Annotated in this window: 24 protein-coding genes; 19 read left to right on the forward strand and 5 right to left on the reverse strand. The window is 72.2% G+C overall.

What is annotated here, in order from left to right; genetic code table 11:
* The first annotated feature begins 22 nt into the window (after positions 1-22).
* From H300_RS0114825 to recX, 3 genes are all read left to right on the forward strand, one after another.
* Positions 23-217: a DUF3046 domain-containing protein gene (locus H300_RS0114825; protein WP_028428062.1), complete on the forward strand. Its 195-nt coding sequence runs from the start codon at positions 23-25 to the stop codon at positions 215-217.
* A gap of 347 nt (positions 218-564) precedes the next feature.
* On the forward strand, positions 565-1,701 hold the full coding sequence (gene recA / locus H300_RS0114830; RefSeq protein ID WP_028428063.1) for a recombinase RecA: 1,137 nt from the start codon (positions 565-567) through the stop codon (positions 1,699-1,701).
* Between the two features lie 3 nt (positions 1,702-1,704).
* Positions 1,705-2,301 (forward strand): recombination regulator RecX, encoded by a 597-nt coding sequence (gene recX / locus H300_RS0114835; RefSeq protein WP_028428064.1) that lies wholly within the window; start codon positions 1,705-1,707, stop codon positions 2,299-2,301.
* Positions 2,302-2,382: 81 nt separating this feature from the next.
* Here the strand turns inward: recX and H300_RS0114840 are convergent, their stop codons facing one another.
* Both H300_RS0114840 and H300_RS0114845 read right to left on the reverse strand, forming a co-directional pair.
* Positions 2,383-3,813, reverse strand: a complete 1,431-nt coding sequence (locus H300_RS0114840) for an ATP-binding protein (protein WP_028428065.1) — start codon at positions 3,811-3,813, stop codon at positions 2,383-2,385.
* 19 nt (positions 3,814-3,832) lie between these two features.
* On the reverse strand, positions 3,833-4,552 hold the full coding sequence (locus tag H300_RS0114845; protein ID WP_028428066.1) for a response regulator transcription factor: 720 nt from the start codon (positions 4,550-4,552) through the stop codon (positions 3,833-3,835).
* Between the two features lie 301 nt (positions 4,553-4,853).
* Here H300_RS0114845 and H300_RS0114850 point away from each other — a divergent pair, with 301 nt between their 5' ends.
* The 5 genes from H300_RS0114850 (at position 4,854) to H300_RS0114870 (ending at position 9,958) form a co-directional block, all read left to right on the forward strand.
* Positions 4,854-5,630: an amino acid ABC transporter ATP-binding protein gene (locus H300_RS0114850; protein ID WP_028428067.1), complete on the forward strand. Its 777-nt coding sequence runs from the start codon at positions 4,854-4,856 to the stop codon at positions 5,628-5,630.
* 68 nt (positions 5,631-5,698) lie between these two features.
* Entirely contained in the window at positions 5,699-6,550 is an 852-nt protein-coding gene (locus tag H300_RS0114855) for a glutamate ABC transporter substrate-binding protein (RefSeq protein WP_028428068.1), read from the forward strand.
* Between the two features lie 96 nt (positions 6,551-6,646).
* On the forward strand, positions 6,647-7,315 hold the full coding sequence (locus tag H300_RS0114860; protein ID WP_028428069.1) for an ABC transporter permease subunit: 669 nt from the start codon (positions 6,647-6,649) through the stop codon (positions 7,313-7,315).
* Positions 7,312-8,226 (forward strand): amino acid ABC transporter permease, encoded by a 915-nt coding sequence (locus H300_RS26970; protein ID WP_051270057.1) that lies wholly within the window; start codon positions 7,312-7,314, stop codon positions 8,224-8,226. Before H300_RS0114860 ends, H300_RS26970 begins: the two co-directional genes overlap by 4 nt.
* Positions 8,227-8,398: 172 nt before the next feature.
* A complete protein-coding gene (locus tag H300_RS0114870; RefSeq protein ID WP_028428070.1) occupies positions 8,399-9,958 on the forward strand; it encodes an FAD-dependent monooxygenase in 1,560 nt (519 codons plus the stop codon).
* A 52-nt stretch (positions 9,959-10,010) separates the two neighbouring features.
* On the opposite strand, the gene H300_RS0114875 is transcribed toward H300_RS0114870, so the two are convergent.
* Positions 10,011-11,006: a TAXI family TRAP transporter solute-binding subunit gene (locus H300_RS0114875; RefSeq protein ID WP_028428071.1), complete on the reverse strand. Its 996-nt coding sequence runs from the start codon at positions 11,004-11,006 to the stop codon at positions 10,011-10,013.
* A gap of 529 nt (positions 11,007-11,535) precedes the next feature.
* On the opposite strand from H300_RS0114875, the gene H300_RS26975 reads away from it, so the two are divergent.
* The 5 genes from H300_RS26975 (at position 11,536) to H300_RS0114900 (ending at position 16,205) form a co-directional block, all read left to right on the forward strand.
* Positions 11,536-13,440, forward strand: coding sequence for an ATP-binding protein (locus H300_RS26975; protein ID WP_078516014.1), 1,905 nt, complete (start codon positions 11,536-11,538; stop codon positions 13,438-13,440).
* 135 nt (positions 13,441-13,575) lie between these two features.
* Positions 13,576-13,995: a roadblock/LC7 domain-containing protein gene (locus H300_RS0114885; protein WP_028428072.1), complete on the forward strand. Its 420-nt coding sequence runs from the start codon at positions 13,576-13,578 to the stop codon at positions 13,993-13,995.
* On the forward strand, positions 13,992-14,351 hold the full coding sequence (locus tag H300_RS0114890; RefSeq protein WP_028428073.1) for a DUF742 domain-containing protein: 360 nt from the start codon (positions 13,992-13,994) through the stop codon (positions 14,349-14,351). Before H300_RS0114885 ends, H300_RS0114890 begins: the two co-directional genes overlap by 4 nt.
* Positions 14,332-14,943 carry an ATP/GTP-binding protein gene (locus H300_RS0114895; RefSeq protein WP_028428074.1) on the forward strand — a complete coding sequence of 204 codons (612 nt, stop codon included), beginning with the start codon at positions 14,332-14,334 and terminating at the stop codon, positions 14,941-14,943. Before H300_RS0114890 ends, H300_RS0114895 begins: the two co-directional genes overlap by 20 nt.
* Positions 14,940-16,205, forward strand: coding sequence for a cytochrome P450 (locus tag H300_RS0114900; RefSeq protein ID WP_028428075.1), 1,266 nt, complete (start codon positions 14,940-14,942; stop codon positions 16,203-16,205). The genes H300_RS0114895 and H300_RS0114900 overlap by 4 nt, the downstream gene beginning before the upstream one ends.
* Positions 16,206-16,259: 54 nt before the next feature.
* On the opposite strand, the gene H300_RS0114905 is transcribed toward H300_RS0114900, so the two are convergent.
* Positions 16,260-17,480, reverse strand: coding sequence for a cytochrome P450 (locus tag H300_RS0114905; RefSeq protein WP_028428076.1), 1,221 nt, complete (start codon positions 17,478-17,480; stop codon positions 16,260-16,262).
* A 572-nt stretch (positions 17,481-18,052) separates the two neighbouring features.
* Between H300_RS0114905 and miaB the strand changes: the two genes are divergently transcribed.
* Complete coding sequence (miaB, locus tag H300_RS0114910) at positions 18,053-19,549, forward strand: tRNA (N6-isopentenyl adenosine(37)-C2)-methylthiotransferase MiaB (RefSeq protein WP_028428077.1); 1,497 nt, start codon at positions 18,053-18,055, stop codon at positions 19,547-19,549.
* A 144-nt stretch (positions 19,550-19,693) separates the two neighbouring features.
* The gene (locus H300_RS0114915; protein ID WP_028428078.1) at positions 19,694-20,401 is read left to right on the forward strand and encodes a class III extradiol dioxygenase subunit B-like domain-containing protein; all 708 of its coding nucleotides are present in this window, start codon (positions 19,694-19,696) and stop codon (positions 20,399-20,401) included.
* A 42-nt stretch (positions 20,402-20,443) separates the two neighbouring features.
* Here H300_RS0114915 and H300_RS0114920 read toward each other — a convergent pair whose 3' ends face one another.
* Positions 20,444-20,701, reverse strand: a complete 258-nt coding sequence (locus H300_RS0114920) for an antitoxin (RefSeq protein WP_028428079.1) — start codon at positions 20,699-20,701, stop codon at positions 20,444-20,446.
* A 555-nt stretch (positions 20,702-21,256) separates the two neighbouring features.
* Here H300_RS0114920 and miaA point away from each other — a divergent pair.
* From miaA to H300_RS0114940, 4 genes are all read left to right on the forward strand, one after another.
* Positions 21,257-22,216, forward strand: coding sequence for a tRNA (adenosine(37)-N6)-dimethylallyltransferase MiaA (miaA, locus tag H300_RS0114925; RefSeq protein WP_028428080.1), 960 nt, complete (start codon positions 21,257-21,259; stop codon positions 22,214-22,216).
* Between the two features lie 111 nt (positions 22,217-22,327).
* Positions 22,328-22,747 carry a hypothetical protein gene (locus H300_RS0114930; RefSeq protein WP_028428081.1) on the forward strand — a complete coding sequence of 140 codons (420 nt, stop codon included), beginning with the start codon at positions 22,328-22,330 and terminating at the stop codon, positions 22,745-22,747.
* A 25-nt stretch (positions 22,748-22,772) separates the two neighbouring features.
* A complete protein-coding gene (dapF, locus tag H300_RS0114935) occupies positions 22,773-23,666 on the forward strand; it encodes a diaminopimelate epimerase (protein WP_037980455.1) in 894 nt (297 codons plus the stop codon).
* Positions 23,667-23,786: 120 nt separating this feature from the next.
* Complete coding sequence (locus H300_RS0114940; RefSeq protein WP_028428083.1) at positions 23,787-25,883, forward strand: HD domain-containing protein; 2,097 nt, start codon at positions 23,787-23,789, stop codon at positions 25,881-25,883.
* Positions 25,884-25,908: the final 25 nt, after the last annotated feature.

Consider the following 25,908-nt stretch of genomic DNA (forward strand, 5'->3'; position numbering starts at 1 on the left):
GCGGAGGCGGGATACTGGGCGCATGCGGTTGACGGTTTTCTGGGCACGGATGACGGCCCACTTCGGTGCGGCGTACGCCGACTCCTTCGCACGCGACTACGTGATGTCCGAACTCGGCGGACGGACGGTGCTCGAGGCGCTCGACGCCGGGTGGGACGCGAAGTCGGTCTGGCGGGCGGTCTGCGCGGCGGTCGACGTACCGGCGGAACTGCGCTGAGCAGCGACGCGGCACGGCGGATGCCCGGCGCCTCCGGCTTTTCCGACGCTTGTGGCCTGCACGGGCCCCGGGTGCTGCGGTGTGACGCACCTCCCGTTTCCGGCCGCGGGCGGTCATCCCTTCGAGGGGGCGAGTTGTCCACAGAGGTCATAGAACACATGCTGACCTGCGGATTCTCGTCCAGAAGGGCTCGGCGGGGTCACTTGACACATCATTCGAACGTGGATTCCCATGGCGGAGCAGAGTCGGTCTGAAGCGGTCCGGAGCCGTGTCAGGGCCGATTGTCAGTGGCAGCCGCTAACGTCATGGACGTGAAGCGATCGACTCAAGCAAATCGGGTGGCACCCATGGCAGGAAACGACCGCGAGAAGGCGCTCGACGCGGCGCTCGCACAGATCGAGCGGCAGTTCGGCAAAGGCGCCGTCATGCGCCTTGGCGAGCGTCCCAACGAACCCATCGAGGTCATCCCCACCGGTTCGACCGCTCTGGACGTCGCACTCGGTGTCGGCGGCCTGCCGCGCGGGCGGGTGGTGGAGGTCTATGGCCCGGAGTCCTCCGGCAAGACCACCCTCACCCTGCACGCGGTCGCGAACGCCCAGCGGGCCGGCGGCACCGTCGCCTTCGTGGACGCCGAGCACGCCCTGGACCCGGAGTACGCCAAGAACCTCGGCGTCGACGTGGATCAGCTGATCCTCTCCCAGCCGGACAACGGTGAGCAGGCCCTCGAAATCGTCGACATGCTCATCCGTTCCGGTGCGCTGGATCTGATCGTGGTCGACTCGGTGGCCGCGCTCGTCCCCCGGGCGGAGATCGAGGGCGAGATGGGCGACTCCCACGTCGGCCTCCAGGCCCGGCTGATGAGCCAGGCACTGCGCAAGATCGCCGGCGCGCTGCACCAGTCCAGGACCACTGCGGTCTTCATCAACCAGCTCCGGGAGAAGGTCGGCGTGATGTTCGGCTCCCCGGAGACGACGACCGGTGGCAAGGCGCTCAAGTTCTACGCTTCGGTCCGCCTGGACATCCGCCGGATCGAGACCCTCAAGGACGGCACCGACGCGGTCGGCAACCGCACCCGCGTCAAGGTCGTCAAGAACAAGGTCGCGCCGCCCTTCAAGCAGGCGGAGTTCGACATCCTCTACGGCGTGGGGATCAGCCGCGAGGGCGGCCTGATCGACATGGGCGTCGAGCACGGCTTCATCCGCAAGTCCGGCGCCTGGTACACCTACGAGGGCGACCAGCTCGGGCAGGGCAAGGAGAACGCCCGCAACTTCCTCCGCGACAACCCCGACCTCGCCAACGAGGTGGAGAAGAAGATCAAGGAGAAGCTCGGTATCGGCCCGAGGACCGAGAAGCCGGAAGCGGAGCCCGGCAAGGACGCCGCGGTGGCCCCCGAGGTGCCGGCCGGAGCCCCGGAGAAGACGGCCCCTGCGCCTGCCGCCAAGGGAAGGGCAGCCAAGACCGCCGCCGCAGCGACGAAGGGCTGACCGGTGGTGCGGCGCACCGACTGGCCGGAGAGCGAAGGCGTCCAGCAGAGCAGCGGTGATCCCTCCTCGTCGAGGGCCGAGCGGGGATCACCGCAGGTACCGAAGGACCCGGTGGAGCGGGCGCGGGCTATCTGCCTGCGCCTGCTCACGGGGAGTTCGCGCACCCGGCAGCAATTGGCCGACGAACTGCACAAACAGGAGATTCCGGAGGACGCTGCCGCAGAGCTCCTGTCCCGCCTGGAAGCCGTCGGTCTGATCGACGACGCCGCCTTCGCCGACGCCTGGGTGGAGTCCCGGCACCGCAGTCGCGGTCTGGCCCGCCGCGCGCTCGCTCGCGAGCTGCGCACCAAAGGCGTGGACTCCGCGGTCGTCGACGAGGCGGTCGGCCGGCTGGAGCCGGATCAGGAGAAGCAGACGGCCCGGAGTCTGGTTGAGCGCAAGCTCCGGAGCACCAGGGGGCTGGACCGGGACAAGCGCCTTCGGCGGCTCGCCGGAATGCTCGCGCGCAAGGGCTACTCCGAAGGGCTCGCCCTGAGCGTGGTCCGGCAGGCGCTGGCGGAAGAGGGGGAGGAACTCGCGGCCTGGGAGGAGTCGATCTGACGCCCCTCGCCCGATCCCGTCGCCTCCTTCCTTCCGGGCGCGGTGTTTCTGCTGCGGAGGCGGCGCACCGAACCACGGGGTTCAGGGCCCTGTACGCGGCAGCGTGAGCGTCACCCGCAGGCCTCGCGGCTCGTTGGGGGAGTAGTCGATGCTCCCACCGCCCGCCGCCAGCAGCGCGCGGGTGATGGAGAGCCCGAGACCCGACCCCTGGACGTTCTGGTGCCGGCCGCTGCGCCAGAAGCGGTCGCCGATCCGTTCCAACTCTTCCTCGGTCAGCCCCGGCCCGCCGTCGGCCACCTCGATGGTGACCTGCTCACCCGCCGGAAGGACCGACACGCTCACCGCCTCTCCCTCCGGGGTGAACTTGATCGCGTTGTCCACCACCGCGTCCAGCGCGCTGGAGAGCGCCACGGGGTCCGCCCATGCGGTGACGGCCGCGTTGCCCCCGGCGTGCAGCTCGATCCCGCCGCGGGTCGCGACGGGCCGCCAGGCCGCCACCCGTTCCGCGGCCAGCGCGGCGACGTCCGTCACCCGCAGGTCGGCGGAGCTGTGCTCGGCCAGCGCCAGGCCCAGCAGATCGTCCAGCACCCGGGCGAGCCGCTTCCCCTCGGCCTCCACCGAGGCGAAGTCGGCACTTCCCTCCGGCAGCGCAAGGCCCAGCAGTTCGATGCGCAACAGCAGCGCGGAGAGCGGGTTGCGCAGTTGGTGCGAGGCATCGGCGACGAAGGCCCGCTGCTGCTCCAGGATCTCCTCGACGTGGTCGGCCATCTCGTTGAACGAACGCGCGAGCCTGCGCAGCTCGGGCGGGCCGTCGGACGCGACCACCCGGGAGGCGAGCTGGCCGGTAGCGATGTCGTGGGCCGCCTTGTCCAGTGTCCGCACCGGTCGCAACACCCAGCCGGTCAGCCGGAACGCCGCTCCCACGGCGAGCAGCATCGCGGCGGCCTCGCCGGTGGCCAGCGGCAGCCAGCCGCGCAGAATCCGGGAGCGCAACTGGTCGGTGGGGGAGTCGGTGAGCACCACCGCCACGACGTCCCCGTCCCGCACCACGGGGGAGGCGACGGCGACCCGCTGCTCCTGCCAGGGCCAGACCTGGGCCGGATCGTGGCTGCGCCGTCCGGCCAGGGCCTCGGCGAAGGCGTCGGCGCCCGCGCCGCTGCCGGGCACCCTCCAGCCGTCCGGCGATGCGGCCATCGCTCGGCTGTCCCGGTAGAAGACACCCGCCCGGATGCCGTAGAGCTGGTGGTAGCGGGCGAGCTCCTCGGTCAGGGTGGCCAACCGTTCGTCCTGCTCCTCCCGGGCGGCGCGCTTCTCCGCGGAGGCGAAGGAACCGGAGACCGGCCGAGAGGTGACGAACTGGGCCAGCGCCGCGAACCTGGCGGTGTCGTCGATGCGGTCCACCACCACGCGCTGCTGCTCGGCGGCGGCCAGGCTGACCGCGAGCGGGAAGCCGAGGGCGAGCAGTACCCCGGCGAAGAGCAGGATGAGGAGGGGCAGGAGGCGGGAGCGCACGGTTCTTCCCCCGTGCCGGTCAGTCGGCCGGCACGGCGAGCCGGTAGCCGACTCCGCGCACGGTCTCGATCAGCGCGGGCATCCGCAGTTTGGCGCGCAACGAGGCGACGTGCACCTCCAGGGTGCGTCCGGTGCCCTCCCAGCTCGTCTGCCACACCTCGCTGATGATCTGCTCGCGCCGGAACACCACTCCCGGCCGCTGGGCCAGCAGAGCGAGCAGGTCGAACTCCTTGCGGGTGAGGGCCACTTCCTCGCCCGCCACGCTCACCCGCCGGGTGTCCGGCTCGACGACCACGCTGCCGAACCGCATCGGTTCCGCCGTGCCCGCGGACTCCTCACGGCGCTCCGGGTGGTCGGCGCGGTCCTCGCCGCCGCCCCGCCGGCTCACCGCGTGGATCCGAGCCAGCAGTTCCCCGGTGTCGTAGGGCTTGACCACGTAGTCGTCGGCGCCCAGGTTGAGGCCGTGGATGCGGGAGCGGACGTCCGCCCGGGCGGTCACCATGATCACCGGAGTCGCGGTGCGGCGCCGGATCCGGCTGCACACCTCGAAGCCGTTCTGGTCCGGCAGGCCGAGATCCAGCAGCACCACGGCGAAGGACTCCGCGGCGTCGCCCGGCAGCAGGTGGTCCAGTGCGGACGCTCCGTCGCGGGCGTGGACGACCTCGATGCCGTGGCGGGTGAGCACCGCGGACAGGGCCGCGGCGACGTGTTCGTCGTCCTCGACCAGCAGCAGTCGCATCCGAGGTTCTCCTCCCTGTTCGCGGCGCGGGGGTGCGGTGGCCGATTCTCGTCGTTCGGACGGTGCCACGTTCCGCTCTTCACCCCCTGCATACACGCGGAAGCGACCGGACGAGTCAACCGCATTCCGTTCGTCTCCGGGTTTCCGTTATGCAGCCGGTACGCTACTCACCGGACTGGTCACTCTGGGTGAAGCATCGTGGCCTGATCGTGATGCTCAAGTTCAGCTCAGATGTGATGACGCGGGTTCCCGCTGGTCACTAGGGTCCCCACAACCGATGAGGACGGAGCGAGTGACGCCGATGAGCGAAGTATCGGTGACCAAGGAAGAGGTGCCGGAGACGGAGCCCTTGGTCGTGCTGGACAACGTCAACAAGCACTTCGGTGCGCTGCACGTGCTCCAGGACATCGACCTGACCATCGACCCCGGCGAGGTGATCGTGGTGATCGGGCCCTCCGGGTCCGGCAAGTCGACGCTGTGCCGCGCCATCAACCGGTTGGAGACCGTCGAGTCCGGTTCGATCACCATCGACGGCAAGCCGCTGCCCGCCGAGGGCAAGGAGCTGGCCCGGCTGCGCGCCGACGTCGGGATGGTCTTCCAGGCCTTCAACCTCTTCGCCCACAAGACGGTCCTGGAGAATGTCACGCTCGGCCAGGTGAAGGTCCGGCGCAAGTCGAAGGCCGAGGCGGACAAGCGCGGCCGCGAGCTGCTGGACCGCGTCGGTGTCGGCAACCAGGCGGACAAGTACCCCGCCCAGCTCTCCGGCGGTCAGCAGCAGCGGGTGGCGATCGCCCGCGCGCTGGCGATGGACCCCAAGGTCATGCTCTTCGACGAGCCCACCTCCGCGCTCGACCCGGAGATGATCAACGAGGTGCTGGAGGTCATGCAGCAGCTCGCCCGGGAAGGCATGACCATGATCGTCGTCACCCACGAGATGGGGTTCGCGCGCTCCGCCGCGAACCGGGTGGTGTTCATGGCGGACGGCCGGGTGGTCGAGGAGGCCACTCCGGAGCAGTTCTTCAGCAACCCGCGCAGCGACCGGGCCAAGGACTTCCTGTCGAAGATCCTTCAGCACTAGCAACACCCGCCGCACCCCCAGGCCGCTTCAGACACACGCACCACACACAACGCGAGGGAAGTTCAGTCATGAGACTCAAGACCGGTTACGCCGCTGCCGCTGCTGCCGTCGTCCTTGCCCTGACCGCCACCGCCTGCGGCGGTGAGAGCGGCGGCGACTCCGGCAGTGACGGCGGCGACGGCGGCGGCGCCGACAAGATCACGATCGGGATCAAGTACGACCAGCCCGGCCTCGGCCTGAAGACCCCGGACGGCGAGTTCGAGGGCTTCGACGTGGACGTCGCGACCTACGTGGCCAAGGAGCTCGGCTACGAGGAGAGCGACATCACCTGGAAGGAAGCGCCCAGCGCGGAGCGGGAGAACCTCATCTCGCGCGGGGACGTCGACCTGGTGGTCGCCACCTACTCGATCACCGACGAGCGCGACGAGAAGGTCGACTTCGCCGGCCCCTACCTCCTCGCCCACCAGGACCTGCTGGTCCGCAGCGGCGAGAAGGTCTCCAAGGGAGACGACCTGAACGGCAAGAAGCTCTGCTCGGTCACCGGCTCCACCTCGGCGCAGAACGTCAAGAACGGCTTCGCTCCCGACGCCCAGCTCCAGGAGTACGGCGGCTACTCCGAGTGCCTGAGCGGCCTGGACAGCGAAGCGGTGGACGCGCTGACCACCGACGACTCGATCCTGGCCGGCTTCGCCGCGCAGGAGCAGTACCAGGGCAAGTTCGAGCTCGCCGGCCTGAACCTGAGCAACGAGAACTACGGCATCGGCCTCAAGGAGGGCGACACCGAGCTCAAGGACGAGGTCAACGACGCCCTGACGAAGATGGTCGACGACGGCTCGTGGGACGAGTTCGTCGAGGCGAACTTCGGCCCGGCCGAGTACGACAACGAGCCGGCCCCGGAGATCGGCGACATCGTCAGCTGAACGCGCTGACCGAGAGCGCCACAACGGCACGGCGGCGCGCCGCCCCGCACGGGGCGGCGCGCCGCGTCATCCACACACGCGGAAGCACGGGAAATCGTGTTCGACTTTCTTGACGGCTACGACTTGCTCGGGGCCTTCTGGATGACGGTGAAGCTCACCGTCCTCTCGGGGGTCGGCGCCCTGCTGTGGGGCACCGCACTGGCCGGTATGCGGGTCAGCCCCGTTCCTCTGATGCGGGGCTTCGGCACCGCCTACGTGAACCTGGTCCGGAACATCCCGCTGACGGTCATCATCCTCTTCACCTCGCTCGGGCTCGCCCAGACGCTGCAGATCTACCTCGGTGCCGCGGACGACTTCGACACCCAGAACTTCCGCCTCGCCGTGCTCGGCCTGGCGGCCTACACGTCGGCGTTCGTGTGCGAGTCGCTGCGGTCCGGGATCAACACGGTCCCCTTCGGCCAGGCGGAGGCGGCGCGCGCGGTGGGCCTGAACTTCACGCAGGTGCTGACGTTGATCATCCTCCCGCAGGCATTCCGCTCGGTGGTCGCCCCGCTCGCCAACGTGCTGATCGCCCTGACCAAGAACACCACGACCGCGGCCGCGATCGGAGTGGCCGAGGCGGCGCTGCTGATGAAGGAAATGATCGAGAACGAGGCGCAGTTGTTGTTGATCTCGGCGATCTTCGCCTTCGGGTTCATCCTGTTGACGCTGCCGACCGGGCTGCTGCTCGGCTGGGTCAGCAAGCGAGTGGCGGTGAAGCGATGACCTCGGTCCTGTACGACGCACCGGGCCCCCGGGCGAAGTCCCGCAACATCCTGTACACGGTGCTCTTCGTCCTCGTGCTCGCCCTGGCCGCATGGTGGGTCGTCGGCACGATGACGGACCGGGGGCAGTTCGAATGGGAGAAGTGGAGCCCGTTCTTCACCGACTCCCGCTCCTGGACCACCTACATCCTTCCCGCGCTCGGCAACACGCTGAAGGCGGCCGGGCTCTCCATGGTCATCGCGCTGCCGCTCGGTGCCGTGCTCGGCATCGCGCGGATGTCGGACCATGTCTGGGTACGCGGAGCGGCCGGCACCGTCGTGGAGTTCTTCCGCGCCATCCCGGTGCTGATCCTGATGCTGTTCAGCAACGAGCTGTACGCGCGCTTCACCGACGTCAGCCCCGAGGTCCGCCCGCTGTACGCGGTGGTCACCGGCCTCGTGCTGTACAACGCCTCGGTGCTCGCCGAGGTCGTACGGGCCGGCATCCTGTCACTGCCCAGCGGCCAGACCGAGGCGGCGAAGGCGATCGGGCTCCGCAAGGGCCAGACGATGTCCCAGGTGCTGCTCCCGCAGGCGGTCACCGTGATGCTGCCGGCGATCGTCAGCCAGCTCGTCGTGGTGGTCAAGGACACCGCGCTCGGCGGTGCCCTGCTGGGCTTCCCCGAACTGCTCAACTCGGTGCGGCAGCTCAACGCGAACTATGCGAACACCATTCCCAGCTTCCTGGTGATCGCAGCCCTGTTCATCCTGCTGAACTTCGCGCTCACCACCTTCGCGAGCTGGCTGGAGGCGAAGCTCCGCACCCGGCGCAAGTCCGCGGCCCCGGAGGCCGACGGCCCGACGCCAGTGCAGCAGACGGAGCCCGGACCAGCCGGCCCCGACGGTCCGCCGGTACGGAAGACCCGCGCCTGAACGGACCGTTCGGCACCCACTGCCCGTTCCACCCTCACTTGACGGGTGAACGGGCAGTGGGTTGCATACCAGGTGTGATCACGCATCAGGCCCGGCGTCCGGCGTCAACTCCCGCTCCGTGCACGGAGCATCAGCACTTCGCTTTCGGCCCTGCCGTGGGGGGCAGCCGGCCGTGGACCCGGTGATCGTGGTCGGTGCCGGCCCCGTGGGCCTGGCGCTGGCGCTGGCGCTGGCGCGCCAGGACGTGCCCACGGTGCTGCTGGAGAGCGAGCAGGGCGAACCACCGCCCCGCCGCGCCCGGAGCTGCGTACTGCGGGACGACACGACGGTCCTGGTGCACCGGCTCACCGGCGCCCTGGCGCCCGCGGGCCTGCGCTGGACGGTGTGGCGCACGCTGCACCGCCGACAGACCGTCCAGCAGGTGGACTTCGCCGACGGCGGCGCGCCCTTCCACTTCTGCCGGCACGACCTCACCGAAGCCCTCCGGGCCGCCGCTCGGCGGCAGGACCTGATCCACTTCGCCGAGGACAACCGGTTGGCGGAACTGGAGCAGGACCACGAAGGCGTCTCGGCCGTCACCCGGGGACGGCACGGCACGACCTGGCGGGGCAGCTACCTGGTCGGGTGCGACGGCGCGCGCTCCACGGTGCGCAAGCTGCTCGACGTGCGCTTCCCCGGCCGCACCTCCGTCGAACGCCACGCGGTCGCCGTCCTCCGCGTCGACCTGCCCTGGCCCGAGGAGGCGTTACTGCACCGGGAGCCGGCGGACCGGCAGCCCGAGGTCTGCGCCCGCTCCCTGCCGGACGGCGTGTGGCGGTTGGACTGGCTGCTCCCGGCCCGTGGCGAGCTGGTCACCCCGCAGGAGCTGATGGACCGGGTCGGGACCACGCTGCGGGGCTGGACGGGGACGGCCGACCCCTCGTACGAGCTGCTGGACACCGGGGTCCACACCGCGCACCAGCGGCTCGCGAGGCGCTGGCGCTCCGGGCGGGCGTTCCTGGCCGGCGACGCCGCCCACCAGCTCGGCGCCCTGGGCACCCAGCCGGTGGACGAGGGGCTGCGGGACGCGGACAACCTGGCCTGGAAGCTCGCGCTGGCCTGGCACCAGGGTGCGACCGAGGAACTCCTGGACAGCTACCAGGCCGAGCGGCGCAGTGCGGTCGGAGCCCGGCTCCGGGCGACCGACCAGGCGCTGCCCCTGGTCCGCAACGGCAGCGGACTCCGCTCCCGGCTGCCCGGCGCGGCGCGTACGCCGCTGGCCCTGCTCACGGACGGCCACCTGGGCCGGGGACCGCTGGGAGCACCGGCGGGCCACCGCCGCTCACCGCTGGCACCGGCGCCGCGTCTGATGACGGAGGTGGCCACGGACGCGGGCGATCCGGTGGCCGATGTGCCGGTGACCGACCTGCACGGCGTGGGGGGGCCGCTGCGGCTGCGCCTCGGCCGCGAGCTGCTGGTGGTGCTCATCGCACCCGGCACCGGGGTGTGGGACAGCCGGCACTGGCTGCACGCGGGCGTGATGCCGGAGCTGGCCGCCGCCGTGCGGCGGCTGCCGCTGCCGGCCGAACTGCTCGTGGCGGAGCGGTATCCGGGGGCCGCTCCCCACACGGTGCTGCTGGTCCGCCCCGACGGGCACCTGGCGGCCGCGCTGCCCGGGGTGCGTCCCGAGGCCCTGCGTTCCTGCGCCGACGCGCTGCTGGGCCTCGGCGCACCGGAGCCGGCGCAGGAGTGACGCCGGGCCGCGGAGCCGGGCCCGGGGCCCTGCGTTCGCGAGGGGCTTCGGGTCAGGGCTTGACGGCGCGGTAGTAGCGCCGGGCCCCCTCGTGCAGGGGCAGCGGGTCGGTGTAGATCGCGGTGCGCAGGTCGACCCGCTGTGCCGCGTGCACCCGCCGGCCGATCTCGTCCCGGCTGCTGATCAGCGAGCGGGTGAGCCCTTCGGTCAGGGCGGCGTCCGCGCGGTCGGTGGTGACGAGCAGGTTGGCCACGGCGACCGTCTCGACCGCCTCGCCGCGCTGCACCGCCGGGTAGGCGTCGGCTGGCATCACCGCCGCGCGGTAGTGCCGGGCCTGCGGTTCCTGGTCGTGCAGCGCCGGTACGAGGCCGCCCAGTTCCACCAGACGGATGTCGGACCGCTCGGCCAGCTCCTGGATGGCGGAGGTCGGCAGGCCGCCGGTCCAGAAGAAGGCGTCCAGGCTGCCGTCCTCCAGCAGTGCGGGCATCCGGTCGATGCCCTCGTACACGGGGGTGACGTCGCGTTCCGCGTCCAGCCCGGCGGCGCGCAGCAGGCGCTCGGCGACCGGGCGGACCCCGGAGCGCCGTTCCCCCACGCCCACCCGCAGGCCGTTCAGGTCTGCGGCCTCCCGGACCGGGGAGCCGGACCGGACCACGAGTTGGACGTAGTCGTCGTAGAGCCGGGCGCAGGCCCGGAGCCGGTCCGCGTCCTTCCCGCCGTCCTCCAGGTAGGCGGCCACCGCGTCCGCCTGGGCGATGGTGAAGTCGGCCTCACCGGAGACGAGCCGTTCGATGTTCTGCACCGAGCCCTGGCTGGGTTCCAGCTCCAGTTCGACCCGAGGGAGGTCCTGGCGGAGCCGGTCCCGGAGCAGGGCGCCGTAGCGTTCGTAGACGCCGCTGGGGACGCCGGTGGCGAAGGTCGCCCTGCCCTCGGGGGTCTTGCCGCCGGTGGGGACCATCCACCACAGCAGCAGCCCGAGCACCACCGCGGCTGCCACTGCCGCAGTCACCGCGCGCCGCCCGGTGGGACGGCGGATTCCGAGAGCCATCATGCACCGATCCTGCCATCCCGGCAGCGGGTCCGGAGGGCTCCGCCCATGACCCCGCCCGTCCGCGGGCGCGCGGCGACGTGTGCGACCGGTGGCCCGGACCTGCTGCGCCGGAGGGCGGCCGAGGGTCATGACGCACCGCTACCGATCAGAAGCAAGCGGCCAGCGGGGTCGTGGTTGGCTGGAAACAGACTGTGCAAGGCCCCGCTGACGGTGCGTCGGCTCCCCGTCGGGCACGCTCCGGTGGGGAGCGTGCCCGACGGTGGGGCGTACCCCACTGGGGAGGGGGCGCACGGGGTGTCACGTCATTACCACGCAATGCGCTGGTGACGGCGAGTTCGCGACGAACTCCCTCGTACGACGTACTCCGCTGCGACTTGGGCCGTGACGGCCTTGCGGCGTGACTAGCATGAGCGCCACGTGTGCGGCCGGAAGAGCGTCCCCCCGTACGGGAGCATGTCCGCCCGCACGGCCGATATGCACCGGTCAGCCTGTCTGTTCACCGCACTCATGACCGAGGGACCGCGGAATGTCAGTGCCTGTCTCCCCCCGCCCGCGCCGCATGAACCCGATACGCGGTTCAGCACTCGCGGTGCCTCTCGTACTGCTCGTGGCCGCCGGAGCGGTAGGAGGCGCGGTGATCGCCGCAGCCCCTGTGTCGGCGCGGCCCTGGGTCTTCCCGGTCGTGCTCGGCGCCTGGCTGTGCACGGCGATCGCCGTCGGAACCGTCTCGCTGCTCGTGCACCGTGCCCGCAGCAGCGCCAACGCCGCATATCGCGAGGTGCAGACCCTTCAGACGCAGGCCGCCCAGCAGGGCGCCGAGGCCGCGCACCTCGTCAACGTCACGCTGCCGACCGTGCTCAAGCGGCTGCGGGACGGTGCCGGGGTCGCCGAGACGCTCGCCGCCACCACCCCGCCCGCGGACACGCAGCTCAGGCAGGTGCTGGAGTCCTTCGTCATCGCGGTGGGCACCGCCGAGGAGCGTGCGGCAGCCGCCGTCGACGCCGCGGAGGAACGTGCCTCCGCCGCGTCCGCGGCGGCCGGTGCCGCCCAGCTCCAGCTCACCCGTACCGACGCCGACCTGGACCGGATGAAGTCGGTGATCCTGCCGACCGCCGTCGCCGGGTTGCGGACCGGTGCCTCGGCGAACACGGTGCTCACCTGGCTCGAAATGCCCTCGGACGAGCGGCTGCGCGTCCTGGTGGACATGTCGGTACGGGAGCTCGCGGTCAGCGAGCGCCGCGCCGCGGCCGCCCAGGCGGCGAGCGCCAAGGCGCTGAGCCGGGTACAGGCGAAGGCGGTCAGTATGCTCGCCGACCTGCGCGAGATGCAGGAGCGGCACGGCGAGGACGTGCTCGGCGACCTGCTGCACCTGGACCACAACACCTCGCAGCTCGGGCTGATGACTGACCGGCTGGCGCTGCTGATGGGCGGTCGGACCAGCCGGGCGTGGAACAAGCCCATCCGGATGGAGAGCATCCTGCGCGGCGCGGTCGGCCGGATCGTCGCCTACCAGCGGGTCCGCCTGCACTGCGCCAGCACCGCCGCGGTGGCCGGGTTCGCCGCCGAGAGCGTGATGCACCTGCTCGCCGAGCTGATGGACAACGCCGCGAACTTCTCGCCGCCCATCGACGTGGTGCACGTCTACGTCGAGGAGCGCAGCGCGGGCATCGTCGTCACCATCGAGGACAGCGGCCTGAAGATGGCCGACGCGGCCATGCGGCGCGCCGAGGAGTCGGTCTCCGGCCGGACCACCGACCTCGCTATGCTCCAGGGGACCAGACTGGGCCTCGCGGTCGTGGGCCGGCTGTCCGCGAAGTACCGCATCAGCGTCAACTTCCGGCCGTCCTCGCGTGGCGGAACCGGTGTGGTCGTCCTGGTGCCGCCGCAGCTCCTCTCCCAGCAGCGGTCCGCTGTGCCGGAGCAGGCGGTCCGCCCGGCGGCCCCCGCAGCCCCGGCACCGCAACCGGCCCCGGCCCCCGCACCCGAGGCGCTTCGCGAGGTGCCACCGGCCCCGCGGCCCGAGCACTCGGCACCTCCGGTGCCGCCGGCCCGCAGCGAACCGCTGCCGGTACGGAACGACGGCGCACCGCCGCAGTCGGACACCGCCCCGGCCACCCCTGGCGGGCTCCCGGTGCGTCCGCCGGGCCACACGATGGCCGCCGCGAACCGGGAGCGGCCGCAGCCGGCACCCCGGACGTCCGCACCCCGCTCCGGGCCGGTTCCGCCCGGGCGGAACGCGGGCACCCAGTTCGGGGCGTTCCACCGGGGACGCAACGCCCAGGACGACGTCCGGGACGAGAAGCACGCCGAGCACGCCGAGCACGCCGAGCACGCCGAGCACGCCGAGCACGCCGAGCACGTCAAGAACACCGAGAACGCCGGGGACGCCGGGAATCGGCACGGCAACGCGCCCGGCATCCCCGCCGACTGAGGGACCCCCGCCGACCAGGCGGTGCAGCACCCGTAGGGCGCCTTGAGCTCCGGCGCCCTTCCCCGCTCGAAAACGTGAGATTGGAGGCACGGGCTGGTGACCGGGTTACCGCGCACACCCTGCCCCACGCACACCATGCAGACCACTGACAACAGCCTGACCTGGCTCCTGCAGAGCCTGTTGGAACGCACCCCCGGCACTCGGCACGCCCTGGTGCTGTCGCGGGACGGGCTGAAGCTCTGTTGGAGCCGCAACCTCTCCCTGGACCAGGCCGATCAGCTCTCCGCGATCTGTTCCGGGCTCCAGGCGCTCGCCCAGGGCGCGTCGGTGGAGTTCGGCGACGGCTCGGGGGGAGTCCGCCACTCGATGACCGAGTTCCACGGCGGTCTGCTCTTCATCGTGGAGGCCGGCGAGGGAGCGCACCTCGGCGTCGTGGCGTCCGAGGGGACGGACCCGGGAGTCGTCGGGCACCAGATGACCGAGATGGTCGAGCAGATCGGCGAGCACCTCCGGGCCGAGCCCCGGTCGTCCGCCGAGGGAAATCCCTCCTCGTGATCCGCCGGCCCGTCGACACCGGAGACCCCGACCGCCTCTACATCGTCACCGGCGGTCGAAGCCGGGCCGACGAGGACTCGTTCGACGTCGTCACGCTCATCGTCAGCGAGTGCGAGCCCCGGTCGGGCATGCAGTCCGAGCACGTCCGGATTCTGGAGCTGTGTCGGCACCCTGCGGCGGTGGTCGAGATCGCCGCGGAGATGCAGCTGCCGATCACGGTGGTGCGCATCCTGCTGGGCGATCTGCTCGCCATGGGCCAGATCACCGCGCGAATGCCTCCCGCGACCCGTTCGTCCCCCTCGAACCCCGACATCGATCTTCTGAAGGAGGTGCTCCATGGACTCCGCAACCTCTGAGCTACCGGCTCGTACGCCGCTGGACGACACCGCCGAGACCGGCCTCAAGATCGTCGTCGTGGGCGGTTTCGGGGTCGGCAAGACCACACTGGTCCGCTCGGTCAGTGAGATCCGCCCGCTGAACACCGAGGAGGTCATGACCCAGGCGGGGGTCGGCGTCGACGAGACCACCGGAGTGGCGGGGAAGTCCACCACGACGGTCGCCTTCGACTTCGGCCGCATCAGCCTCAACGAGCGCATGGTCCTGTACCTGTTCGGGGCCCCCGGCCAGGAGCGGTTCTGGTTCCTGTGGGACCGCCTGTTCTCCGGGACGCTCGGCGCGATCGTGCTGGTCGACACCCGGCGGATGAGCGAGTCCTGGTACGCGATCGACCGGCTGGAGCACCACCGGACGCCCTTTGTGGTGGCGGTCAACCGGTTCGACGACGCCACCGCCTTCTCGCTCGACGAGATACGCCAGGCACTGGCGATCCCCGAGGACGTGCCGGTGGTCGACTGCGACGCGCGGGTCAGATCGTCCGGCAAGAACGTCCTGATCACGCTCGTGGACCACCTGTACCGAATGGCCATGGCCCGGGAGATGACACTGTGACCGACCCCACCGGACCTTCGACCGCTCAGGAAGCACCGGCGGGCTGCCCCGCGCACCACGGTGCGGTCCGCCTCGGCGGGTTGGAGTACCAGCAGACGCCCGCCGAGCTCTACCGTGCCCTGCGCGCCGAGCACGGCTCGATCGCGCCGGTCCTGCTGGACGGGGACATCCCCGCCTGGCTCGTGCTCGGCTACCCCGAGGTCACCTATGTGACCAGCCACGACGAACTGTTCGCCCGGGACTCGCGCCGGTGGAACCAGTGGGACTCCATCCCGCCGGACTGGCCGCTGATGCCCTTCGTCGGCTACCAGCCGTCGGTGCTCTTCGCGGAGGGCGCGGAACACCAGCGCCGCGCGGGTGTCATCACCGAGGCGCTGGAGGCCGTCGACCAGTTCGAGCTGGCGCACGACTGTGCCGAACTCGCCGACGGGCTGATCGACTCCTTCTCCGGCAGCGGGCGCGCGGAGCTGATGGAGAGCTTCGCCCACGCGCTGCCGATGCGGGCCGCCGTCCAGATGTGCGGCATGCCGGCCGGCGCGGAGGACACCGAGCAGTTCGTCCGCGACCTGCGGATCTCCCTGGACGCGGCGGAGGGTGATGACCCGGTCGCCGCCTACCTCCGGGTGCAGGAGCGCATCCAGCAACTCGTCAAGGACAAGCGGAACGCGCCGGGGCCCGATGTCACGTCGCGGATGCTCACGCACCCCGCGGGCCTCACCGACGAGGAGGTGGTGCAGGATCTCATCTCGATCATCGCCGCGGCGCAGCAGCCGACCGCCAACTGGATCTGCAACACGCTCCGCCTGCTCCTCACCGACGACCGGTTCGCGCTGAACGTGTCGGGCGGTCGGGTCAGCGTCGGCCAGGCGCTGAACGAGGTGCTGTGGCTGGACACCCCGACGCAGAACTTCATCGGCCGGTGGGCGGTCCGCGACACCCAGCTCGGCGGTCGGCAGATCCGTGCGGGCGACTGCCTGGTGCTCGGGCTCGCCGCGGCGAACACCGACCCGCAGATCTGGCCCGAGTCGCACGTCGGCGCGGAGAACTCGGCACACCTGTCGTTCAGCAACGGCGAGCACCGCTGCCCCTATCCGGCTCCGCTGCTCGCCGACGTGATCGCCCGCACCGCCGTCGAGACGCTGCTGGAGCGGTTGCCGGACGTCGTCCTGTCGGTCGAGACGTACGAGCTGACCTGGCGGCCGTCGATCTGGATGCGTGGACTGGTGGAGCTACCGGTGCAGTTCACCCCGGTCGTCCAGTAGGCGACCGCGGGATCCGTGCCGGGCGCCTGGACGGGCCCGGCACGGACCGGCCGCTCACGCCGGGGTGAACCGGACCGGCAGGGACTGCGGACCCCGGGTGAACACTCCCTGCTCCGCGGGGTCGAATCCCTCGGCGAGCCGCATGTCGGGCATCGCGTCGAGGAGCTGGTCCACCCCGATCTCCACCTCCGCCTTGGCGAGCAGCGCTCCCACGCAGAAGTGACGGCCGAGGGCGAACGCGAGGTGGTCGGCCGCGGCGGAGAAGGCGGTGGTGGTCGTCAGGTCGTCCCGGAAGATGTCGAAGCTGTCCGGGTCCGCGTAGCGGTCGCTGTCGCGGTTGGCCGCGCCGATCAGGCAGGTGACCGTGGCGCCCTCCGGCACCGTCCCCCCGCTGAGGTCCACGTCGGTGGCCGACTGGCGCATGATCATGTGCACCGGCGGCGTGTACCGCAGCGTCTCGGCGAAGGCCCGGGGGATCAGGCTCCGGTCGCTGCGCACCGCGGCGAGCTGCTCCGGGTGGATCAGCAGGTTGGCGAAGATGCTGGCGATCGCCTTGTCCGTGGTCTCCCCGCCGGCCGCGAGCAACAGGCTGCAGAAGGCCTTGATGTCCTCGTCGCTCATCCGCACTCCGTCGACCTCGGCGACGCAGAGCGTGGACAGCAGGTCGTCCCCGAGGTTGTCGCGGCGTCGGCGGATGATCGGCAGCATGTACTCCGCGAACTCCACCCGGGTCCGTTCGCCCGCGGCGGCGACCTCCGGGTCGCCCGCCAGGTTGCCGAGGAAGGCGATGACGGCGGTGTACCAGCCGTGGAAGCGGCCGTGGTCGGCCTTGTCGAGACCGAGCATGTCGGCGATGACGCTGACCGGGAAGCGGGTGGCGTAGTCCTCCACCAGGTCCACCGAACCGGTGTGCCGGAAGGTGTCGATGAGTGCCCGTGAGTTGCGGTCGATCACGGGCAGGAACTTCTCCCGGAGATCCGCGCCGCGGAAGGCCGGCGCGACCAGCGCCCGGCGGACCGCGTGGTCGCGCCCGCTGAGCTGAAGGATCGTCTTGCCGTGCACCGGCTCGATCTGCCAGTCGTAGTTGTCGGTCGTGAAGGCCGACTCCTTGTCCTTGAAGACCCGTTCCACGTCCTCGTAGCGGGATATGACGTAGCTGCCGGTGGGTTCGTGCCAGATCAGCGGGGCGCTCTCCCGCATGACGCGATACGCCGGGTACGGGTTCGCGGCGAACTCCGGCGACAGGATGTCGGGGACCTGGTGCGCGGTGGCCATGGAGCTCCCTCGTTCGATAACGGACAACGCACACAAGGTTATTGACCAACCCAATGGCAGAAACAGCCGTGTCCTGGCCGTCCTGGGACCGGGCCGGCCCCAGGACGTGGGGAGCACGAGTCACCCCGCGTCGCTCCCGCCGCACAGGCTGGTGCCCGCGCGCCCGCCCGAGCGCCGCTCAGCGGGCGGTCGGAGCGCGTGCGCCCCGCCGCGGGCGGCCGTGCCGCGGCCCGACGGCCTGGCGTCCCGGCCGCCGGGGGCGCACACCGGCAAGGACGAAGGCTCCGGCGCGCCTTTCCGCCGTCCGTCGGCCGCCAGGGGCGAGGGCACAGAACCGGCCGTCCGGCACCCACCGTGTGTGGCCGGAACTCGCCCTCGCTGTTCGAGGTGCCCGTCTGTCCGTTCGACCACCTGCCGGTCCCGGCCGCCCCCGGCGTCCCCACAGCCCGGCCCGGGCCCCTGCCCCAGGCTGTCCGCACCCCCGCTCGGGCCGCCCGGGTCCGCTCGGGGGCTCCGGCGTCGAGGGAGGTCCGGCGTCGAGGGAGGTCCGGCGCACGGCCTACCCTGGTGGCATGACCGCGCAGGACGCCCTTGAGCGAAGCTACGAGATCCGCACCTTCGGCTGCCAGATGAACGTCCACGACTCCGAGCGGATGGCCGGACTGCTGGAGCAGGCCGGGTACGTCCGGGCGCCCGAGGGCGCGGACGGTGCGGACGTGGTCGTCTTCAACACCTGCGCCGTGCGCGAGAACGCGGACAACCGGCTGTACGGCAACCTCGGGCAGCTCGCCCCGAAGAAGTCGGCCCGGCCGGGGATGCAGATCGCCGTCGGGGGCTGTCTGGCGCAGAAGGACCGGGACACCATCGTCCGCAAGGCGCCGTGGGTGGACGTGGTCTTCGGCACCCACAACGTCGGCAAGCTGCCGGTGCTGCTGGAGCGGGCCCGCGTCCAGCAGGAGGCGCAGGTCGAGATCGCGGAGTCGCTGGAGGCGTTCCCCTCGACGCTGCCCACCCGCCGGGAGAGCGCCTACGCGGGATGGGTCTCGATCTCGGTCGGCTGCAACAACACCTGCACCTTCTGCATCGTGCCCGCGCTGCGGGGCAAGGAGAAGGACCGCCGGCCGGGTGACGTGCTCGCCGAGGTCGAGGCACTCGTCGCTGAGGGCGTCACCGAGATCACCCTGCTGGGCCAGAACGTGAACGCCTACGGCAGCGACATGGGCGACCGCGAGGCCTTCGCCAAGCTGCTGCGGGCCTGCGGCCGCGTCGAGGGACTGGAGCGGGTGCGCTTCACCTCGCCGCACCCGCGTGACTTCACCGACGACGTGATCACCGCGATGGCCGAGACGGACAACGTGATGCCGCAGTTGCACATGCCGCTCCAGTCCGGCTCCTCCCGTGTACTCAAGGCGATGCGCCGCTCCTACCGCCAGGAGCGCTTCCTGTCGATCATCGAGAAGGTCCGCGCGGCGATGCCGGACGCGGCCCTCTCCACCGACATCATCGTCGGCTTCCCCGGGGAGACGGAGGAGGACTTCGAGGAGACCCTGCACGTGGTGCGGGAGGCCCGCTTCGCTCAGGCGTTCACCTTCCAGTACTCCAAGCGCCCCGGCACGCCCGCGGCCGAGATGCCGGGCCAGCTTCCCAAGGCCGTCGTCCAGGAGCGCTACGAGCGACTGGTCGCGCTCCAGGAGGAGATCTCCTGGGAGGAGAACAAGAAGCAGGTGGGCCGGACCCTGGAGCTGATGGTCGCCGCGGGAGAGGGCCGCAAGGACGACGCCACCCGTCGCCTCTCCGGCCGCGCGCCGGACAGCAGGCTGGTGCACTTCACCCGGCCCGCGGAACCCGTGCGACCGGGCGACATGGTGACGGTGGAGGTCACCTACGCCGCTCCGCACCACCTGCTGGCCGAGGGCACGCCGCTGGCGGTCCGCCGTACCAGGGCCGGAGACGCCTGGGAGGCGCGGAACGCGGCACCGGCCGAGCGTCCGGCGGGGGTGCTGCTCGGACTGCCACGGGTGGGCGCGCCCGAGCCGCTGCCCGCGGCTGACGGCTGCGGCACCTGCTGAGCCCCTGCCGCCCCGCCGCCGTCCCGGGTTCCACCGCGGCCCGGTCCGCGGCGGCCCCGGACGTGCCGCACGACGCCTGCGGCGTCAGCGTTCCGGGAGCGTTCCGGGGACGACGGCCCGGCAGGTGGCGCCTAAGCTGCGAGAATGCTTGTCGCCGCCGCAGTCTGCCCGTGCCCGCCCCTGCTTGTCCCCGAGGTGGCGGCCGGGGCCGCCCACGAGATGGACGCCGCCCGCTCGGCCTGCTTCGACGCGCTCCAAAACCTGGTCGAGGCCCGGCCCGACCGGTTGCTTGTCCTGGGGCCCGCGGACGAGCCGGAGCTGGGGACCTACCCGGGCGGCAGCCGCGGGAGCCTGAGCGGGCTGGGCGTGGACGTGGAGCTGCCGCTCGGAACCGGCCCCGGCGGCGACCGTCCGCTGCCGACCGCCCTGACGCTCGCCGGCTGGCTGCTGGAGCGCACCCACTGGTCGGCCGCCCCCGTGGAGGGACTGGCCGTCGGGAACGCCGCGCGCCCCGAGCGCTGCCTGGAGACCGGGCGGGAACTCGCCGGTGAGGCGGAACGGCTCGGCCTCCTGGTGATGGGGGACGGGAGCGCCTGCCGATCGCTGCGCGCCCCCGGATACTTCGACGAGCGGGCGCCCGCCTTCGACGCCGGCGTGGCCGAAGCGCTCGGCACCGCGGACACCGTGGCCCTGGCGGGACTGGACGCGGAACTGGCCCGGGCGCTCCAGGCCTCCGGCAGGGCGTGCTGGCAGGTGCTCGCGGGCGCGGGGGAGGGGGCGCCGCTGCGCGGCAGGCTGCTGTACGACAGCGCCCCCTACGGCGTCGGTTACCTGGTCGCCTCCTGGTTCTGAGCCGGACGGCACCGCCCGCCCCGGCGGGCCGGGGAGGCGCGGTCAGGCGCCGCCGCGGCCCTGCTCGCCCCTGCCGTCGGTTTCGTCAGCGGGGCCCTGCCCCGTTCTGCCCGTCCCGTCCGCCGGGTCGTCCTCGGAGCGGCTCACCGCGTCCTTCGCCTTCTCGCTGCCGCTGCTGATCTGGTCGCTGTACTTGCCGCCGGTCCGCGTGTCCACGGTGCTCGCGGCCTTGTCCACGGCCTTGTGCACCTTGTCGTCGTGCTTGGACAGCAGGTCCTTGACCTTGTTCATGAAACTCATGGCGGTCGCCTTCCGTTGTGGGGTCAGTTGGGTGCGGTCCCACCGGCGGGCACCTCGGCCCGCCGGGGCGTCCCGGCCTCGTGTGCCGTCCCCGCGCGGTCCCCGGCCTTCTCCGGCGCGGGCGCCGCCGACTCCGCGGTGTCGGGTGCGGCCGCTGCTCCGGCGTCCGGGCCCCGTCCTCGTCGGGCTCCGCGGAGGCGGTGCTCTCCGCCCTCTCCCCAGGGTTCTTGATCGGGGCCGTTGCCGCAAGCGCCGGGGGCGGCTCCGGCGGCACTCCTTCCGGCTCCCCGGCCGTGGTGGCGGCCCGCCCGCCCTCGCCGGGATCCGCCTCCGCGGCAGTGCCCGCGGCCCTGCCGCGGAACCAGGAATACACGCCCATCCCCTGCTCCAGATCCTTGCCGATGCGGACGGTTGCGCCTCCCCTGCCGCCGTTCAGGGTCGGCAGCCGGTCCGGCGACCGGACCGGGCACACTCGCCACGGGGAACGAGACCCCGCATGCCCGCGTCACGTCGCCCGTTCGTGAAGCACCCTCGGGTTTTGCGAGACTGGCGGGTGTGAAAACCGTCGAACGACACCCACACACCGCCCCTCGGGTCATCGCCGTGGTCGGGCCGACCGCGGCCGGCAAGTCCGATCTGGGGGTGGCGCTGGCCCGGCACCTCGACGGAGAAGTGATCAACGCGGACTCCATGCAGCTGTACCGCGGCATGGACATCGGCACCGCCAAGCTCAGCGCCGAGGAGCAGCGGGGCGTCCCGCACCGGCTGCTCGACATCTGGGACGTCACCGTCGCCGCCAGCGTGGCCGAGTACCAGCGGCTGGCCCGCGCGGAGATCGACCGGCTGCTGGCCGCGGGACGGACGCCGGTCCTGGTCGGCGGCTCCGGCCTCTACGTGCGCGGAGCCCTCGACGCGCTGGAGTTCCCCGGCACCGACCCCGAGGTCCGCGCCCGGCTGGAGCGCGAACTGGACGAGCACGGCAGCGGACGGCTGCACGCGCGGCTGTCCGCCGCGGACCCGGACGCCGGGCGGGCGATCCTCCCCAGCAACGGGCGGCGCATCGTCCGCGCCCTGGAGGTCATCGAGATCACCGGCAGACCGTTCACCGCGAACCTCCCCGGGCCCGAGGCCGAGCGCGGCGTCTACGACGCCGTGCAGTTCGGGGTGGACGTGGAGCGGCCGGAACTCGACCGCCGGATCGCGCTCCGCGTCGACCGGATGTGGGAGGCGGGCCTGGTCGAGGAGGTGCGCGCGCTGGAGCGCGACGGCCTCCGCGAGGGCCGCACCGCCTCACGGGCGCTGGGCTACCAGCAGGTGCTGGCAGCCCTGGCCGACGGATGCACCATGGTCGAGGCCCGTGCGGAGACGGTACGCGCCACCAAGCGCTTCGCCCGGCGGCAGGACTCGTGGTTCCGCCGCGATCCGCGGGTGCACTGGCTCCGCGCCGCGGCGGGCCGCGCCGAGGAACTGACCCGGCAGGCGCTTCTCCACCTCGAACGACCGGTCACAGCCTGATCACGTGATGGCATCGGGACGTACCGGACGGCGTGGACGGCCGTTCGCGCGTGCCATCATCGACGCTCCAGCCGCGTTGTCGGGAGTCGGGAGTCGGGAGGGTGCGTGGCGATGGAGGCCGGCCCCCAGAAGAGCGAGGAGCCCGCTCTGGAGCCGCTCGGCGGCGACCCCGACGACCCCTTCGCCGACGGTGGCGAGTCCTACGGCGAACTCCGGCCGCCCCGACGGCTGCGCATCTGGCAGCTGGCCCCGATCGTCGGGTTGGCGGCTGCCGGCTCCCTGATGTTCGCCTTCCCGCTCGCCTTCGAGTTCGGCGACGGCGGAGCGGTCGTCGCGATGCTCGGCCTGCTGATCAGCTGCTGCGCCGCGGGCTGGGGCATGATGGCCGCCCGCCGGGTCGGCCACACCTGGCCCGGCCTGCCCGCCCGCGGTTCGGGCGAGCGTCCGAACTGGCGGGTGGTCGGGCTGTACACGGTCATCGTCGTCACGCTGATCGCCCTGGCGGTGTGGCGGGTGGCCCGGCTCAGATGAGGCGGCCGGTGCCCGCTGCCGTAGCATGCGGCACGTGAACACCGCCGAGTCGCCGATCGCCTTCCTCAAGGGGCACGGCACCCAGAACGACTTCGTCGTCCTCCCCGACCCCGACGGCCTGTTGGAGCTGACCCCGGGCCGGGTGGCCGCCGTGTGCGACCGCCGCGCCGGCGTCGGCGCCGACGGTGTGCTGCGCGTGGTGCGGTCGGCCGCCCACCCGGACGCCCGGTCGATGGCGACGACCGCCGAGTGGTTCATGGACTACCGCAACAGCGACGGCAGCATCGCCGAGATGTGCGGCAACGGGGTCCGCGTCTTTGCCCGCTACCTGGAGCACGCGGGTCTTGCCGCGCCCGGTGAACTCGCCGTCGCCACCAGGGCGGGCGTCCGCCGCGTCCGCCTGGCGCCGCCGGAGCACGGCCGCCCCGGTGACGTGACGGTGGGGATGGGACGGGCCTCGCTCCCCGAGGGCGAGGTCGCTGTGGACGTCGGCGGGCGGTCCCGTCCGGCGCGGAACGTCGGCATGGGCAACCCGCACGCCGTCGTCTTCGTGGACGGCCTCGACGAGGCCGGGCCGCTACGGGAGGCTCCCGTCGTCACGCCTGCCGCGGCGTACCCCGAGGGCGTCAACGTCGAGTTCGTCGTGGACCGCGGACCCCGGCACGTGGCGCTGCGGGTGCACGAGCGGGGCTCGGGCGAGACGCGCTCCTGCGGGACCGGTGCCTGCGCCGTCATGGTGGCCGCCGCGCGCCGCGACGGGGCGGACCCGGCGGCCGACGGGGAACCGGTGACCTACACGGTCGACCTGCCCGGCGGGCGGCTCGTCGTCACCGAGCACCCCGACGGCCTGATCGACATGACCGGCCCCGCGGTGATCGTCGCCGAGGGGACGTTGGCCCCGTCGCTGTTCGAGGGCTGAACGAGGCGCGCTCGCTCGTTGGGGTGATCCGTACCACCCCGGACGGGAAGCGGCTCCGCGGCACCCGACCGGGTCTGTACCATCGGGCAACTGACGGTGCGACACCTCAAGGGGGCTGCCATGAGCGCGGTGACGAGCCTGCGGAAGCTCAGCCGTGCGGCGCTGCTCGGCACCACACCCCGCGGCGGCCTCCCGCACGCTCTGGAGCACGTCGCGCAGGCGCACCGCCGGCACCATCCGCGCGCCGACATCGATGCCCTGAGCCGCGCCTACGTCCTCGCCGAGTCCTCGCACCGCGGCCAGATGCGCAAGAGCGGCGAGCCGTACATCACCCACCCGCTCGCCGTCACCCTCATCCTCGCCCAGCTCGGCGCCGGCACCACCACGCTGACCGCCGCCCTGCTGCACGACACGGTCGAGGACACCGAGGTCACCCTGGAGCAGGTGTGGGCCGAGTTCGGGGCGGAGGTCGGCTACCTCGTCGACGGTGTGACCAAACTGGAGAAGGTCGACTACGGCGCCGCCGCGGAACCGGAGACCTTCCGCAAGATGCTGGTCGCCACCGGCAGCGACGTCCGCGTGATGTCCATCAAGCTCGCCGACCGGCTGCACAACATGCGCACGCTCACCGTGATGCGGCCCGAGAAGCAGGCCCGGATCGCCAAGGTCACCCGTGACGTCCTGATCCCGCTCGCCGAGCGGCTGGGCGTGCAGGCGCTCAAGACGGAGCTGGAGGACCTGGCCTTCCGGATCCTGCACCCGGAGGAGTACGCCCGCACCGAGGAGCTCATCCGCAGACACCGTGCGGGCCGCGAACCGCTGGAGGCCGTCGCCGAGTCCGTCCGCGTCGTGCTGCGCGAGGCCAGGATCTCCTCCGAGGTGCTGATCAGGCCCCGGCACTTCCTCTCGGTGCACCGGGCCGGGGTCAAGCGCGGAGAACTCGGCCCCTGCGACTTCGCCCGGCTGCTCGTCCTGGTCGCCGAGGACGCCGACTGCTACGCCGTGCTCGGCGAGCTGCACACCTGCTTCGTCCCGGTGATCCCGGAGTTCAAGGACTTCATCGCGGTCCCCAAGTTCAACCTCTACCAGTCGCTCCACACCGCCTTCGCGGACGACGAGCGGCGCATCGTCGAGGTGCTGGTCCGCACCCGCAGGATGCACGCCGTGGCGGAGGCGGGGGTGATCGCGCTCGGCGACCCGGACCCGGTGCCTGGCTCGGACGAACCCGTCCCCGAGGGCGAGCGCGCCGACCCCACCAGGCCCGGCTGGCTCTCCCGGCTGCTGGAGTGGCAGAGCCAGGCTCCCGACCCTGACACCTTCTGGGCCGAACTGCAGGACGAGCTCGCCCAGGACCGCGAGATCACCGTGTACTGCACGGACACCGCCTCCCCCGCGCAGTCCGGCACGGTCCACCTGCCGGCCGGCGCCACCTGCGTCGACGCCGCGTACGCCCGCTACGGCAGCGGCGGGCACCGCTGCCTCGGTGCCCGGGTGGACGGCCGCCTCACCAGCCTCGGCACCGTGCTCCGGGACGGCGACGCCCTCCACCTGCTCATGGCGGCCGAGAACGGACGCGGCCCAGCGTCCGGGCCCTCGCCCCAGTGGCTGGAGCACGCCCGCACCCCGGGAGCACGGATCGCGATCCGGCAGTGGCTGGACACCCACCGGGAGGCCCCGGGACTCCCGCCGCGCACCGAGGAGGCGGGCAGCGCGCCCGGCTCCGGTGGCCAGACCGCCCCGCCCCGCACGGGCGGCCCGGCCGAGGACGGGGCCGCGGTGGCCGTGGAGCTGCCCCACAGCCTGGTGCGGCTGGCCCGCTGCTGCACCCCGGTGCCGCCGGACGCCATCACCGGCTTCCCCGTCCGCGGCGGCACCGTGACCGTGCACCGCGAGAGCTGCTCCGCCGTCGCCCGGATGACCGCCGCCGGCCGCGCGGCCACCGCCGTGCGCTGGACGGCCGACCCGACCGGCTGCCGGGTCACGCTGCTCGCGGAGGCCTTCGGCCGTCCCCGGCTGCTCGCCGACCTCACCGAGGTGATCGCTGTGGAGGGCGCCGCGGTCATCGCCGCCGACGTCGAGCCGCCCCGGCAGCAGCGCGTCCGCCACACCTACACGCTCCAGCTCCCGGACTCCACCGCGCTGCCCGCGCTGATGCGGGCGATGCGCCGGGTCCCGGGCGTCTACGACGTCATCCGGGCCGCCCGCCCCGCCGTCTGAGGGGCGGCTCCGCCGTTCGGGTGGA

The sequence above is a fragment of the Streptomyces sp. TAA040 genome (assembly GCF_000424845.1).